The organism is Pseudomonas sp. 22526, assembly GCF_052044735.1.
GTDB classification, from domain to species: Bacteria; Pseudomonadota; Gammaproteobacteria; order Pseudomonadales; family Pseudomonadaceae; genus Aquipseudomonas; species Aquipseudomonas piscium.
Genome location: NZ_JBQENK010000008.1, coordinates 142,143 through 156,531 on the forward strand (window position 1 = coordinate 142,143; position 14,389 = coordinate 156,531).

At 62.6% G+C, this 14,389-nt stretch carries 7 protein-coding genes; 3 read left to right on the top strand and 4 right to left on the bottom strand.

The genetic code is table 11. The features are described 5' to 3' along the window. Positions 1 to 101 precede the first annotated feature (101 nt). Positions 102 to 1,586, top strand: a complete 1,485-nt coding sequence (putP, locus tag ACTJKT_RS14250; protein ID WP_440787542.1) for a sodium/proline symporter PutP — start codon at positions 102 to 104, stop codon at positions 1,584 to 1,586. 161 nt (positions 1,587 to 1,747) lie between these two features. Then, the gene (locus tag ACTJKT_RS14255; protein ID WP_016704476.1) at positions 1,748 to 2,584 is read left to right on the top strand and encodes a 23S rRNA (adenine(2030)-N(6))-methyltransferase RlmJ; all 837 of its coding nucleotides are present in this window, start codon (positions 1,748 to 1,750) and stop codon (positions 2,582 to 2,584) included. Positions 2,585 to 2,642: 58 nt separating this feature from the next. Here the strand turns inward: ACTJKT_RS14255 and msrA are convergent, their stop codons facing one another. The 4 genes from msrA to aceE all read right to left on the bottom strand — a co-directional run bounded on the left by msrA (position 2,643) and on the right by aceE (position 10,971). Next, on the bottom strand, positions 2,643 to 3,290 hold the full coding sequence (gene msrA / locus ACTJKT_RS14260; RefSeq protein ID WP_097305871.1) for a peptide-methionine (S)-S-oxide reductase MsrA: 648 nt from the start codon (positions 3,288 to 3,290) through the stop codon (positions 2,643 to 2,645). Between the two features lie 73 nt (positions 3,291 to 3,363). Continuing rightward, positions 3,364 to 6,057: a putative bifunctional diguanylate cyclase/phosphodiesterase gene (locus ACTJKT_RS14265; RefSeq protein ID WP_440787543.1), complete on the bottom strand. Its 2,694-nt coding sequence runs from the start codon at positions 6,055 to 6,057 to the stop codon at positions 3,364 to 3,366. A gap of 310 nt (positions 6,058 to 6,367) precedes the next feature. After that, positions 6,368 to 8,314: a dihydrolipoyllysine-residue acetyltransferase gene (aceF, locus tag ACTJKT_RS14270; RefSeq protein WP_097305868.1), complete on the bottom strand. Its 1,947-nt coding sequence runs from the start codon at positions 8,312 to 8,314 to the stop codon at positions 6,368 to 6,370. A gap of 11 nt (positions 8,315 to 8,325) precedes the next feature. Beyond that, complete coding sequence (gene aceE, locus ACTJKT_RS14275; RefSeq protein ID WP_025808132.1) at positions 8,326 to 10,971, bottom strand: pyruvate dehydrogenase (acetyl-transferring), homodimeric type; 2,646 nt, start codon at positions 10,969 to 10,971, stop codon at positions 8,326 to 8,328. Between the two features lie 381 nt (positions 10,972 to 11,352). Here aceE and glnE point away from each other — a divergent pair, with 381 nt between their 5' ends. Continuing rightward, positions 11,353 to 14,292 carry a bifunctional [glutamate--ammonia ligase]-adenylyl-L-tyrosine phosphorylase/[glutamate--ammonia-ligase] adenylyltransferase gene (glnE, locus tag ACTJKT_RS14280; protein ID WP_440787544.1) on the top strand — a complete coding sequence of 980 codons (2,940 nt, stop codon included), beginning with the start codon at positions 11,353 to 11,355 and terminating at the stop codon, positions 14,290 to 14,292. The last annotated feature ends 97 nt before the right edge of the window (positions 14,293 to 14,389 follow it).

Below are 14,389 nucleotides of genomic sequence, written 5' to 3' on the forward strand. Positions count from 1 at the left end.
GTCATAAATGCGCGGAGTACCAAGTCGTCTCTCAAACGTAGTCGTTTGATAGCGGTGGTGCTGACCGCCGCTACATAAAAACAAAGCCAGGGCGTAACTCAATGAGTGCAAGCAATCCAACCTTGATCACGTTCGTGATCTACATCGCAGCTATGGTGCTGATCGGCTTCATGGCCTATCGCTCGACCAACAACCTTTCTGACTACATCCTCGGTGGCCGCAGCCTGGGTAGCGTGGTGACCGCGCTGTCCGCCGGTGCTTCCGACATGAGTGGCTGGTTGTTGATGGGCCTGCCGGGCGCCATCTACATGTCCGGCCTGTCCGAGAGCTGGATCGCCATCGGCCTGATCGTCGGTGCCTACCTGAACTGGCTGTTCGTCGCCGGTCGTCTGCGAGTACAAACCGAACACAACGGCGATGCATTGACGCTGCCGGACTACTTCTCCAGCCGCTTCGAGGACAAGAGCGGGCTGCTGCGGATCATCTCCGCGATCGTGATCCTGGTGTTCTTCACCATTTACTGCGCTTCCGGCATCGTCGCCGGTGCCCGCCTGTTCGAAAGCACCTTCGGCATGTCCTACGAGAACGCACTGTGGGCCGGTGCCGCGGCGACCATCGCCTACACCTTCGTCGGTGGTTTCCTGGCGGTGAGCTGGACTGACACCGTACAAGCCACCCTGATGATCTTCGCCCTGCTGCTGACGCCGATCATCGTGCTGCTGGCTTCCGGTGGTATCGACACCACCTTCCTGACGATCGAAGCCCAGGATCCAAGTAACTTCGACATGCTGAAAAACACCACCTTCATCGGCATCATCTCGCTGATGGGCTGGGGCCTGGGCTACTTCGGCCAGCCGCACATCCTGGCGCGCTTCATGGCCGCGGATTCGGTCAAGTCGATCGCCAACGCCCGCCGCATCTCCATGACCTGGATGATCCTGTGCCTGGGCGGCACCGTGGCGGTGGGCTTCTTCGGTATCGCCTACTTCTCGGCGAACCCGGCGGTGGCCATGCCGGTGAGCGAGAACCACGAGCGGGTGTTCATCGAGCTGGCGAAGATCCTCTTCAACCCATGGATCGCCGGTGTGCTGCTGTCGGCCATCCTGGCGGCGGTGATGAGTACCTTGAGCTGCCAGTTGCTGGTGTGCTCCAGTGCCCTGACCGAAGACTTCTACAAGTCCTTCCTGCGTAAAAACGCTTCCCAGCTGGAGCTGGTGTGGGTCGGTCGTGCCATGGTGCTGCTGGTCGCACTGGTCGCCATCGCCATGGCCGCCAACCCGGAAAACCGTGTGCTGGGCCTGGTCAGCTACGCCTGGGCCGGTTTCGGCGCGGCCTTCGGCCCTGTGGTGCTGATCTCGGTGATGTGGAAAGGCATGACCCGCGACGGCGCGCTGGCCGGCATCATCGTCGGTGCGGTGACCGTGATCCTGTGGAAGCACTTCAACCTGCTGGGCCTGTACGAAATCATTCCGGGCTTCATCTTCGCCAGCGTTGCCATCCTGCTGGTGAGCAAGATGAGCGCGCCGAGCGCTGGCATGGTCCAGCGTTTCGAAGCGGCCGAGAAAGACTTCAAGCTCAACCACTGATCGGGAGCCGCTGAGGCGGCGCCCTTACAGTGACTCAAAAAGCCCGCATTCCCTGGGATGCGGGCTTTTTTTGTGGGCGCGTTTGCCCTATGCCGGTTCCCGACACGACCTGACGCCGGCCGTGGCACAGGGTAAACTTCGCCCCCTGCGCAGGAGCAACCATGAACTATCGTCACGCCTTCCACGCCGGCAACCACGCCGACGTCTTCAAACACCTGACCCTGACCCGCCTCATCGCCCTGATGTCGCGCAAGGAGCAGCCGTTCGCCTACCTCGACAGCCATGCCGGCATCGGCCTGTACGACCTCCAGGGCGATCAGGCCAACCGCACCGGCGAGTACCTGGAAGGCATCGCGCGCCTGTGGGGCGAGCAGGACCTGCCAGCGCTGACCGCCGATTACATGGCGGTGCTGCACAAGATGAACCCCGACGGCGAGCTGCGTTATTACCCGGGTTCGCCCGAGCTGGCGCGGCGCCTGACCCGCCCCCAGGACCGGGTGCTGCTCAACGAGAAGCATCCGGAAGACGGGCTGCTGCTCAAGGAAAACATGAAGGGCGATCGCCGGGTGGCGGTACACCTGGGTGAGGGCTGGCATGTGGCGCGGGCGCTGTTGCCGGTGGCCGAGAAGCGCGCGGTGATGCTGATCGACCCGCCGTTTGAACAGCTCGACGAGATGCAGCGTTGCGCCGCGTCATTGAAAGAAGCCATCGGTCGGATGCGCCAGACCGTGGCGGCCATCTGGTACCCGGTCAAGGATCAGCGGGCGCTACGCCGCTTCTACCAGGACCTGGCCGGTACCGGCGCGCCGAAGCTGTTGCGTGTGGAGTTGCTGGTGCATCCGCTGGACACCCCGAACAGCCTGAACGGCTCGGGCCTGGCGATTGCCAACCCGCCATGGGGGCTGGAAGAGGAGCTGCGCGAGCTGCTGCCGTGGCTGGCGCAGAAACTGGGCCAGACCCAGGGCGGCTGGCAGATGGATTGGCTGATCGCCGAATAATGTGAGGTCGTAGCCGCTGCCGNATCGCAGCCTCGTGCCTCGGCAGCGGCTACACAGGTCAGATCGGGCAGGTCACGCCAGTGCCGCCGATCCCGCAGTAGCCTTCCGGATTCTTCGCCAGGTACTGCTGGTGGTAGGCCTCGGCATAGTAGAAGGTCGGGGCTTCTTCGATTTCCGTGGTGATGGCGCCCAGCCCGGCTTTGGTCAGCTCGGCCTGGAACACTTTTTCGCTGGCCTTGGCCTGCGCCAGTTGCTCAGGGTTGGTGGCATAGATCACCGAGCGGTACTGGGTGCCGATGTCGTTGCCCTGGCGCATGCCCTGGGTCGGGTTATGCAGTTCCCAGAACATCGCCAGCAGTTCCTGGTAGCTGACTTTCTCCGGTTCGTAGACCACCAGCACCACTTCGCTGTGGCCGGTCAGGCCCGAGCAGACTTCTTCGTAGGTCGGGTTCGGGGTAAAGCCGCCGGCGTAGCCCACCGACGTGCTGAACACGCCCTCGCGCTGCCAGAACTTGCGTTCCGCACCCCAGAAGCAACCCAGGCCGAAGATGGCGAACTCCACGTTGCCCGGGAATGGGCCCAGCAGCGGGTTGCCGTTGACGAAGTGTTCGGCTGGCACGGTCATCGGGGTTTCGCGGCCAGGCAGAGCTTGTTCTTTGGTAGGTAGCACGTTTTTGTTCACCAGAATTTCCGAGCGCAGAACCATGATCAGTCCTCTCAGTCAGGGTGGGATTGAGTAATTAACCAGACTTGCAGTTTGCCCGAGTGTTACAGCGCTGTCAGGCGATTGGGCCGCGTGGATAACGTTTGAGCTTGTCGATCAGCTCCGAGCCGGGGATCGGCCGGTCGAACAGGTAGCCCTGGCCGACATCGCAGCGGTGGCGGCGCAGGAAGGACAGCTGCTCCGCAGTTTCGATGCCCTCGGCCACCACCTGGATTTTCAGGTTGTGGGCCATGGCGATCACCGCCGAAGTGATTTCCATGTCGTCCTGGTTGGCGGGGATTTCATGGATGAAGCTGCGATCGATCTTGATGATGTCGATCGGGAATTTTTTCAGGTAGCTCAGCGACGAATAGCCGGTGCCGAAGTCGTCCATGGCCAGGGTCAGGCCAAGCTTTTTCAGCTGGTCGAGTTGCTGGTGGGTGTCTTCGGTAGCCTCCAGCAGCAGGCCCTCCGTCAGCTCAAGCTCCAGCAGCGAGGCGGGCAGCTGTTCTTCCTTGAGGATGTTGGCGATGGAGGCCACCAGGTCCGGGTCGGAGAACTGCTTGGGCGACAGGTTGATCGCCACCTGCAGATTGCCCAGGCCGGCGGCGGTCAGTCGCTTGCTCATGCGGCAGGCCTGGCGCGCGATCCATTTGCCGATCGGGATGATCAGGCCAGTCTCTTCGGCGACGCTGATGAACTGGTCCGGGCGGATCATGCCCTTTTCCGGATGGTTCCAGCGCAGCAGCGCTTCCATGCCCAGCAAGCGTCCGCTGCGCAGGCACAGCTTGGGCTGGTAGAACACGTCCAGCTCGTTCTGGGTCAGGGCCCGGCGCAGGTTGTTTTCCACGAACAGCTTGTAGCTGGCTTCGGCGTTCAAGGCTTCGGTAAACACCTGCACCTGATGCTTGCCATTGGCCTTGGCCTTGTGCAACGCCAGGCCGGCGTTGCGCATCAGGGTCTGCGGGTCGCGGCCGTGCAGCGGCGCACAGGCCAGGCCCACGGAGCCGGTGACGCTGATGAGCTGGTTATCGACGAACATCGGCTTGTCGAGGGTCATCAGCAGCTGGCTGGCAATCTGTTGGCCGGCTTCCAGGTCGGTGTCGTCCAGCAGCACCGCGAACTCGTTACTGGCGAAGCGCGCCAGGCTGCCGCTCGGGCTCAGGCTGTTGCGCAGGCGCCGGGCCAGGCTGATCAGCAGCTTGTCGCCGGTCTGGTGGCCCAGGCTGTCGTTGATCCGCTTGAAGTTGTCGATGTCCACCAGCAGCAGGCTGATGGGGCTGTCGCTGTCGCGGGCGAAGCGTTCGTCGAGGTTGCGGATGAAGGCCGGACGGTTGCCCAGGTTGGTCAGGTTGTCGGTGTAGGCCAGGCGCTCGATGCGCTGCTGGGCGAGCTTGGTCTGGGTGATGTCTTCGTAGATGCCGATGTAGTGGGTCAGTTCGCGGTTGTCGCCATAGACCTTGGAAATCGACAGTTGGCCCCAGTACGGCTCCAGGTTCTTGCGCCGGCTCTTGAACTCGCCCTGCCAGCTGTTGCTCTTGGCCAGGCTGGAAGGCGCGTCGAACAGCAGTTCGCTGAGGTTCTCCAGCGCCGGCAGTTCCGCCAGCCGATGGCCGTGGACTTCCTCGGTGCTGTACTGGGTGATCGCGGTGAAGCTCGGGTTGACGTACTCCACCACGCCGTCGCAGTTGACCAGCAGAAAGGCGTTGGCGCTTTGCTCGACCGCCCGCTGGAACAGGTGCAGGGCGCTGGTGGCGGTACGGCGGTTGTGGTTGTTGATGACCTGGGCGAACTGGTCCGCCAGCTCGCCGGCAAAGGCGATTTCATCGGATTGCCAGGCGCGCGTGTTGCCCACTTGCTCCAGGCAGAGCACGCCGACCACCTGGCCGTCGATGCGGATGCTGGCGTCGAGCATGGCGTTGATATTGCGCGGGCGCAGGCTTTCGGCCATTTCCCGGGTGCGCGGGTCGCGCATGGCATTGTGCGCATCGATGGCCCGGCTGGTGTGCAGGGCTTCGAGGTAGTCGGGGAAATCGCTGGCGTCGATCGTCTCCGGCAGGATGTATTGCTGCAGGTCGCGGTGATACACGCAGATGGGCACCAGCAACTGGCCTTCGAGGTTCCAGATGCTGGCGTAGTCGATCTCGTAGATGTCGCAGGCGCTGCGCGTGATCAGCTCGGCGGCTTCCAGCAGGGAGTTGTTGGCGCTGTAGCGCTGGCGGGCCAGGAGCAGGATCAGGTCTTGCTGGGCGCGTACCCGTTCGAGGTGCTGGAGTTGTTCCTGCTGGGCCCGCTGGTTGAGTTCCAGGGCGATTTGCAGGCGGCTGTTCTGGGTTTCCAGGTCGGGCGCGGAGAGTTGCAGATCGTGGTCGAGCAGGCCGTCGACCACCAGGAAATAACCGCGCAGCAGGTGTCGATTGTGCTGTTTGTAGGCTTCGCCGAGCTCCAGCAGGCTGAGTGAGCCCTTGGCGGTGTGCAGGGTGTAGCGAATCAGGTAATGCGGGCTGTGGGTCAGTTGCTGCTGGATCGCATCGTGCAATTGATAGCGGGCTTCCGGTTCCATCAGGCTGGCATAGGGCGAGCCGACCAGGGCACAGAGCTCGACGGCGGGCAGGCCGAATTGGCGTTCACAGTTCGGGTCGAGAAACAGCAGGGCCCAGCTCGCTTCATTCAGCCGTTCGAAACGCAGCATGCCGAGCCGCGAGGGCACGGGCAACTGCGTCACTACCTCGGCCACCATACGGCTGGCGGCATCGGGTTGGCTTTTCATGGGGAAACTCGCTTGGTAAATGCTGATCGCGCCGGGCTCGCGCCCTCTTTACTGTTGCCTGCGGCAAGGTTGCATCATGCGGCACTGACTGACAAGTGAGATGAAGGCTAAGTGCTATAAGAATCTATCGGCAGAACGAGAGATTTCTGAAAACTAATATTTCCTGGTGTTTTACCGGGCTTTGGCTGCTGGTTACAGCGATTTTTCGGCAAAAAAAAGCCCCGCCAAATCGACGGGGTTGAGGTACGAGCGTGGCGCTCGAAAAGGGTGCAACGGCCGGCTTCCCCATGACAGGGAAGCCGGCCGAGTCTTACAGCAGGATGGTGCGGATGTCCGCCAGCAGATCGCTCAGACGCTTGGTGAAGCGTGCGGCAGCGGCGCCGTTGATCACACGGTGATCGTAGGACAGCGACAGCGGCAGCATCAGCTTCGGCTGGAAGGCTTTGCCGTCCCAGACTGGCTGGATGGTGGCCTTGGAAACGCCGAGGATTGCCACTTCCGGTGCGTTGACGATCGGCGTGAAGCCGGTGCCACCAATGTGGCCGAGGCTGGAGATGGTGAAGCAGGCGCCCTGCATGTCGTCTGCCGAGAGCTTCTTGGTCCGGGCTTTTTCAGCCAGGGAAGCGGCTTCGGCAGCCAGTTGCAGCAGGCTCTTCTGATCGACGTTCTTGATTACCGGTACCAGCAGGCCATCCGGGGTGTCGACCGCGAAGCCGATGTTCACGTACTTCTTGCGGATGATCGCTTTGCCGCTAGGCGCCAGCGAACTGTTGAAGTCCGGCAGTTCCTTGAGCAGGTGCGCGCAGGATTTCAGCAGCAGCGGCAGGATGGTCAGCTTGACGCCGGCCTTCTCTGCGACGGCTTTCTGAGCGATCCGGAAGGCTTCCAGCTCGGTGATGTCGGCCGAGTCGAACTGGGTGACGTGAGGCACGTTCAGCCAGCTGCGATGCAGGTTCGATGCGCCAGCCTGCATCAGGCGGGTCATCGGCACTTCTTCGATCTCGCCGAAGCGGCTGAAGTCCACCACCGGAATCGGCGGGATACCCGCGCCACCGGTTGCGCCGGCAGCTGCCGGAGCTTCCTTGGCCTTCTGCATCATGGCCTTGACGTAGACCTGCACGTCTTCCTTCAGGATGCGACCGTGCGGGCCGCTCGGGCTCACCGCGCTCAGCTCGACGCCGAACTCGCGCGCCAGTTGACGCACGGCAGGGCCGGCGTGAACTTTCGCGCCCGGTTGGGCCGGGGCGGCAGCTGGCGCTGCAACAGGTGCCGCTGCTGCCGCAGGAGCGGCTTCAGGCTTGGCGGCAGCCGGGGCTGCGGCAGGCGCAGGGGCGGCCGCTGGAGCAGCGCCCTTGACCTTCAGCTTGAGGATCAGGTCGCCGGTGCCGACTTCGTCGTCCAGCTTGATCGCAACGCTTTCCACGATGCCGGCGGCTGGCGATGGGATTTCCATGCTGGCCTTGTCGGACTCGAGGGTGATCAGCGACTGGTCGGCTTCAACGCTGTCACCAGCCTTGACCAGCACTTCGATGATCTTGGCCTTGCCGGCCGAGCCGATGTCCGGGACATGGATGTCTTGAACGCTGTCGGCTACCGGGGCGGCAGGTGCGGCAGCAGCCGGTGCCGGAGCAGCAGCGGCCGGAGCGGCGGCTTGGGCAGGCGCAGCGGCGGCAGGGGCAGCGCCCGCCACTTTCAGGGCCAGGATCAGGTCGCCGGTGCCGACTTCATCGTTGAGCTTGACGCTGATGCTCTCGACCACGCCGGCGGCTGGCGATGGGATTTCCATGCTGGCCTTGTCGGATTCGAGGGTGATCAGCGACTGGTCGGCCTCGACGGTGTCGCCGACCTTGACCTGGATCTCGATGATCTGAGCCTTGCCCGACGAACCGATATCCGGCACGTGGACCTGCTGGGTCGAAGCGGCGGCAGGCGCAGCGGCAGGAGCGGCAGGAGCCGGCGCTGCAGCTGGTTTTTCCTCGGCCTTGGCAGCCGGAGCGGCGGCCGCTGGCGCCGCGGCAGCGGCACCCTCGACTTCCAGTTCCAGCAGCTCGTCGCCTTCTTTCAGGCGATCGCCCAGCTTCACTTTCAGGCTCTTGATGATGCCGGCTTTAGGCGCCGGAACTTCCATGCTCGCCTTGTCCGATTCCAGCGTCAGGATGCTCTGGTCGGCTTCGATACGGTCGCCGACCTTCACAAACAGTTCGATTACTTCACCTTCACCGCTGCCGATGTCAGGTACGCGAATGAGTTCGCTCACAAAAAATCTCCTCAGCAGTCCAGTGGGTTGCGTTTTTCCGGGTTGATGCCGAACTTGGTGATGGCCTCGGCCACGACCTTAGGTTCGATGTCACCACGGTCAGCCAAGGCTTCCAGGGCTGCCAACACCACGAAATGACGGTCGACTTCGAAGAAGTGACGCAGCTTCTTGCGGCTGTCACTGCGGCCGAAACCGTCGGTGCCCAGGACTTTGAATTCCTTGGACGGGACCCACTGACGAATCTGTTCGGCGAACAGCTTCATGTAGTCGGTAGAAGCGATGACCGGACCCTTACGGCCGCTCAGGCACTCTTCGACATAGCTCAGCTTAGGCTTCTGGCCCGGGTGCAGGCGGTTGCTGCGCTCGACTGCCAGGCCATCGCGACGCAGTTCGTTGAAGCTGGTAACGCTCCAGACGTCCGCGCCCACGTTGAATTCTTCACGCAGGATCTTCGCCGCTTCACGGACTTCGCGCAGGATGGTGCCGGAGCCCATCAGCTGTACGTGGTGCGCCGCTTCGCGGGTGTCTTCCTCGAGCAGGTACATGCCCTTGATGATGCCTTCCTCTACACCGGCCGGCATGGCTGGCTGCTGGTAGGACTCGTTCATCACGGTGATGTAGTAGAAGACGTCCTGTTGCTCTTCGGTCATCTTCTTCATGCCGTCCTGGATGATCACCGCCAGCTCGTAGCCATAGGTCGGATCGAAGGTACGGCAGTTCGGGATGGTGCCCGCCAGCATGTGGCTGTGACCGTCTTCGTGCTGCAGGCCTTCACCGTTGAGGGTGGTACGGCCGGCGGTACCGCCGATCAGGAAGCCACGGGTACGGCTGTCGCCAGCGGCCCAGGCCAGGTCGCCGATACGCTGGAAGCCGAACATCGAATAGAAGATGTAGAACGGCAGCATCGGCTGGTTGTGGCTGGAGTACGAAGTACCGGCTGCAATGAAGGAGCTCATGGCGCCCGCTTCGTTGATGCCTTCTTCGAGGATCTGGCCCTTCTTGTCTTCGCGGTAGAACATCACCTGGTCTTTATCGACTGGCTCGTAGAGCTGGCCGACGGACGAGTAGATGCCCAACTGACGGAACATGCCTTCCATACCGAAGGTACGGGCTTCGTCCGGGATGATCGGCACGATGCGCTGGCCGATTTCCTTGTCCTTGACCAGCTGCGCGAGGATCCGCACGAAGGCCATGGTGGTGGAGATTTCGCGGTCGCCCGAACCGTCGAGGATAGCCTTGAGGGTTTCCAGCGGCGGGGTCGGAATGTTGAAGCTCTTGGCGCGACGCTGAGGCACGAAGCCGCCCAGTGCGGCGCGGCGCTCGCTCAGGTAGCGGGCTTCGGCGCTGCCTTCTTCCGGCCGGAAGAACGGCAGGTTTTCGATCTCTTCGTCCTTGACCGGAATGTCGAAGCGGTCGCGGAACAACTTCAGGCTGTCGACATCGACTTTCTTGGTGTTGTGCGCGGTGTTCTTCGCTTCGCCGGCGCCGGTGCCATAACCCTTGATGGTCTTGGCCAGGATGACGGTCGGTTGCTCTTTGTGGTTGACCGCCTCGTGGTAGGCCGCATAGACCTTGTACGGGTCGTGGCCGCCACGGTTGAGTTTCCAGATTTCGTCGTCGGACAGGTCTTCGACCATCGCCTTGAGTTCTGGCGTGTTGAAGAAGTGTTCACGCACGAAGGCGCCGTCTTTGGCCTTGTAGTTCTGGTACTCGCCGTCGATGACTTCGTCCATGCGGCGTTGCAGGATACCGTCGGTGTCCTTGGCCAGCAGTGGGTCCCAGAAACGGCCCCAGATGACCTTGTTCACATTCCACTGGGCACCACGGAACACGCCTTCGAGTTCCTGGATGATCTTGCCGTTGCCGCGAACCGGGCCGTCGAGGCGCTGCAGGTTGCAGTTGATGACGAAGATCAGGTTGTCCAGCTTCTCGCGGCCGGCCAGGGAGATAGCACCCAGGGATTCCGGCTCGTCGCACTCGCCGTCGCCCATGAAGCACCAGACTTTCTGCTTGCCTGGCTGGATGAAGCCGCGGGCTTCCAGGTACTTCATGAAGCGCGCCTGGTAGATCGCCTGGATCGGGCCCAGACCCATGGATACGGTCGGGAACTGCCAGAAGTCAGGCATCAGCCATGGGTGCGGGTAGGAGGACAGGCCGTTGCCGTCCACTTCCTGACGGAAGTTGTTCATCTGGTCTTCGCTGATGCGGCCTTCCATGAAAGCGCGAGCGTAGACGCCAGGGGACGCGTGGCCCTGGAAGTAGATCAGGTCGCCGCCATGTTCGTCGGTTGGCGCCTGGAAGAAGTAGTTGAAGCCGATGTCATACAGAGTCGCACTGGAAGCGAAGCTGGAGATGTGACCGCCCAGGTCAGAATCTTTCAGGTTCGTACGCATGACCATGGCCAACGCGTTCCAACGTACCAGCGAGCGAATGCGGCGTTCCATGAACAGGTCGCCAGGCATGCGTGCTTCGTGGGTGACGGGAATCGTGTTGCGGTACGGCGTGGTGATGGCGTAGGGCAGTTGCGAGCCGCTGCGGGTCGCGAGTTCGCCCATACGGGTCATCAGGTAGTGAGCACGGTCTTCGCCTTCTTTGTCGAGAACCGATTCCAGGGCGTCCAGCCATTCCTGGGTTTCGACGGGATCGAGGTCTTGCATGGCTTGCTCCAGGGCGGAAAGGCTTCCAGAATCGGTTGCCTGAGTTTGCGACTGGCCTTGTGGGCAGACGATAAAATTCTTGGATTGCCGGAGGTTGATACGGCGGCGTGTAGTTTTACTACAAATCGTCGGCCATTTCAGCCTTTCGAATGTATAGACGAGTAGTAAAACTACAGAAGATTGGCTTGTGGCCTCCTGCTGCGTTGTGAGAATAATCGTTACTGTTGGTCGATTTCCAACACCAATGGGTAAGAATTTGATGCTGGCTGCCAAAATAATAAAAATTTCAGCTATTTCTAACTTTTGTTCGACAGTCCTTCAAGGGCCGCGCCCGCAGAATTTGCCCCGACCGCCCCTTTCTACGCCGATCAAGGATAGCCCATGAGCCTGCCCGCGCTTGCCGAACTCCCAGCGATTCTCCTGCCTTTTGTCAGCCGTGCGGAGCAGTCGTTCCGTAACGCCGTGGCGACCCTGGACGACGATCACGGGCTCGCCGCCTGGACCCCCGAGCGCTGGGCCGAGTTCACCCGGGTGAGCGCTGCCAGCGACTTTTTCATTGAACAGAGCCTTCGTGACCCTTTGATGTTGCTGGAGCTGGTGCGCGGCGGCGAGCTCGACCGCGGCTTCGGCCCGGGCGAGCTGTGCGCGCAGATCGCCGCCGCGGTGCAGCAGGCCACCAGCGAGGATGAGCTGGGGCGAGTGCTGCGGCGTCAGCGCAATCGTCATCAGGTGCGGATCATCTGGCGCGACCTGACGCGTCAGGCGGATCTGGTGCAGACCTGTCGCGATCTGTCGGACATGGCCGACGCCTGCATCGACCAGGCCTATCAATGGTTGTACCAGCGCCACTGCGAGCAGTTCGGCGTTCCCACCGGCCGGCGCAGCGGCGAACCGCAGCAGATGGTCATTCTCGGCATGGGCAAGCTGGGCGCCGTCGAGCTGAACCTGTCGTCCGACATCGACCTGATCTTCGCCTACCCCGAAGGCGGGGAAACCGTGGGCGTGAAGCGTGCGCTGGATAACCAGGAGTTTTTCATCCGCCTGGGCCAGCGCCTGATCAAGGCGTTGGACCCGATGACCGTCGACGGTTTCGTGTTCCGCGTCGACATGCGCCTGCGGCCCTACGGTTCGGCAGGCGCCCTGGTGCTGAGCTTCAATGCGCTGGAGCAGTACTACCAGGATCAGGGTCGCGACTGGGAACGCTACGCGATGATCAAGGCGCGGGTGGTGGCGGGCGACCAGGTCGCCGGCGCGCAGTTGCTCGACATGCTGCGGCCTTTTGTCTACCGGCGTTACCTGGATTTCTCGGCGATCGAAGCGCTGCGCACTATGAAGCAGTTGATCCAGCAGGAAGTGCGGCGCAAGGGCATGGCCGACAACATCAAGCTGGGCTCCGGCGGGATTCGCGAAGTCGAGTTTATCGCCCAGGCGTTCCAGCTGATCCACGGCGGGCGCGACCTGAGCCTGCAGCAGCGTCCTCTATTAAAGGTGCTGACCACCCTGGAGGGGCAGGGCTATCTGCCACCCGCGGTGGTCGCCGAGCTGCGTGAAGGTTACGAGTTCCTGCGTTACACCGAGCATGCGATCCAGGCGATCGCCGACCGGCAGACGCAGATGCTGCCGGACAATCCACAGGACCAGGCGCGTATCGCCTTCATGCTGGGTTTTGCCGACTGGGCGGCGTTCCATGAGCGCCTGATGTACTGGCGCGGTCGGGTGGAATGGCATTTCCGCCAGGTGATCGCCGACCCGGATGAAGACGAAGGCAACGAGTGCGAAGTGGTGGTCGGCGGTGAATGGCTGCCGCTGTGGGAAGAAGCCCAGGACGAAGACGCTGCTTGCCGGCAGCTGCAGGAAGGCGGTTTCAATGATGCGCCCAAGGCGCTCAGGGCGCTGGCCGGCCTGCGTGGCAGCCCGCAATTGCGGGCCATGCAGCGTTTGGGGCGCGAGCGTCTCGACGCCTTTATTCCGCGCCTTTTGGCCCAGGCGGTAGAGCATGCCGACCCGGACCTGGTGCTGGAACGCGTATTGCCGCTGGTCGAGGCGGTGGCGCGGCGTTCCGCCTATCTGGTGCTGCTCACCGAGAACCCCGGGGCCTTGCGTCGCTTGCTGACCCTGTGCGCCGCCAGCCCGTGGATCGCCGAGCAGATCACCCGCTTCCCGCTGCTGCTCGATGAATTGCTCAACGAAGGCCGGCTGTTCAAGCCACCATTGGCGCCGGAGTTGGCCGCCGAGCTGCGCGAGCGCCTGACGCGCATCCCCGAGGACGATCTGGAGCAGCAGATGGAGGCGCTGCGCCACTTCAAGCTAGCGCACCGCCTGCGGGTGGCGGCTTCGGAAATCGCCGGCAGCCTGCCGTTGATGAAGGTCAGCGATTACCTGACCTGGCTGGCCGAGGCGATCCTCGAACAGGTGCTGGCCCTGGCCTGGCGCCAGACCCTGGCCAAATACGGCGCTCCGCAGCGCACCGATGGCACCTTGTGCGATCCCGGCTTCATCATTGTCGGTTATGGGAAAGTCGGTGGCCTGGAGCTCGGGCATGGTTCCGACCTGGACCTGGTGTTCATCCATGACGGCGATCCGCAGGCGGAAACTGATGGCCCGAAACCGATCGACGGCGCGCAGTTCTTCACCCGCCTGGGGCAGCGGATCATTCACCTGCTGACCACCCAGACCAACTCCGGCCAGCTGTATGAAGTGGACATGCGCCTGCGGCCGTCCGGGGCGTCGGGCTTGCTGGTGAGTTCGCTGGGGGCTTTCGCCCGTTATCAGGAGAACGAAGCCTGGACCTGGGAGCATCAGGCGCTGGTGCGCGCCCGGGTGCTGGTGGGTAGCCAGGATGTCGGCCAGGCCTTCGAGAAAGTGCGGGCGGCGGTGCTGGGGCGTGCCCGTGACCTGCCCAAGTTGCAGCAGGAGGTCAGCGAGATGCGGGCCAAGATGCGCGACAACCTGGGGACCAAGGCGACAGCTGCCGGAACCGCGGCAAATGCCTTCGAGGCCACGGCGCCGTTCGACCTCAAGCAGGACGCCGGAGGTATCGTCGACATCGAATTTATGGTGCAATACGCGGCCCTGGCGTGGTCGCAAGAGCACCCGTCATTGCTGCGTTACACCGACAATATCCGCATTCTGGAAGGTCTGGAGGAAGTCGGGCTGATGCCCGCGACCGACGCCAGTCTGCTGCGCGAGGTCTACAAGGCCTACCGTTCCGCGGCTCACCGCCAGGCCTTGCAGAACGAGGCCGGGGTCATCGCCGGCGACCAGTTCGCCAGCGAGCGACGGGAGGTATTGCGGATTTGGCGCGAGCTGGGGCTAAGCTAGGCAGCGTGCGCTGCGTTGCCACAAATGTATCCGGCGAGCCCTGTTGCGGCTCGTCCACAATGAGCTGGCGGTGAATGCCGCAGGGCTGGATTCTCGA

Coding starts and splice junctions, on each gene's coding strand:
- ACTJKT_RS14265 (WP_440787543.1), bottom strand. CDS start 6,057: ATGAAAAGCCAACCCGATGCCGCCAGCCGTATGGTGGCCGAGGTAGTG.
- glnE (WP_440787544.1), top strand. CDS start 11,353: ATGAGCCTGCCCGCGCTTGCCGAACTCCCAGCGATTCTCCTGCCTTTT.
- msrA (WP_097305871.1), bottom strand. CDS start 3,290: ATGGTTCTGCGCTCGGAAATTCTGGTGAACAAAAACGTGCTACCTACC.
- aceE (WP_025808132.1), bottom strand. CDS start 10,971: ATGCAAGACCTCGATCCCGTCGAAACCCAGGAATGGCTGGACGCCCTG.
- ACTJKT_RS14255 (WP_016704476.1), top strand. CDS start 1,748: ATGAACTATCGTCACGCCTTCCACGCCGGCAACCACGCCGACGTCTTC.
- putP (WP_440787542.1), top strand. CDS start 102: ATGAGTGCAAGCAATCCAACCTTGATCACGTTCGTGATCTACATCGCA.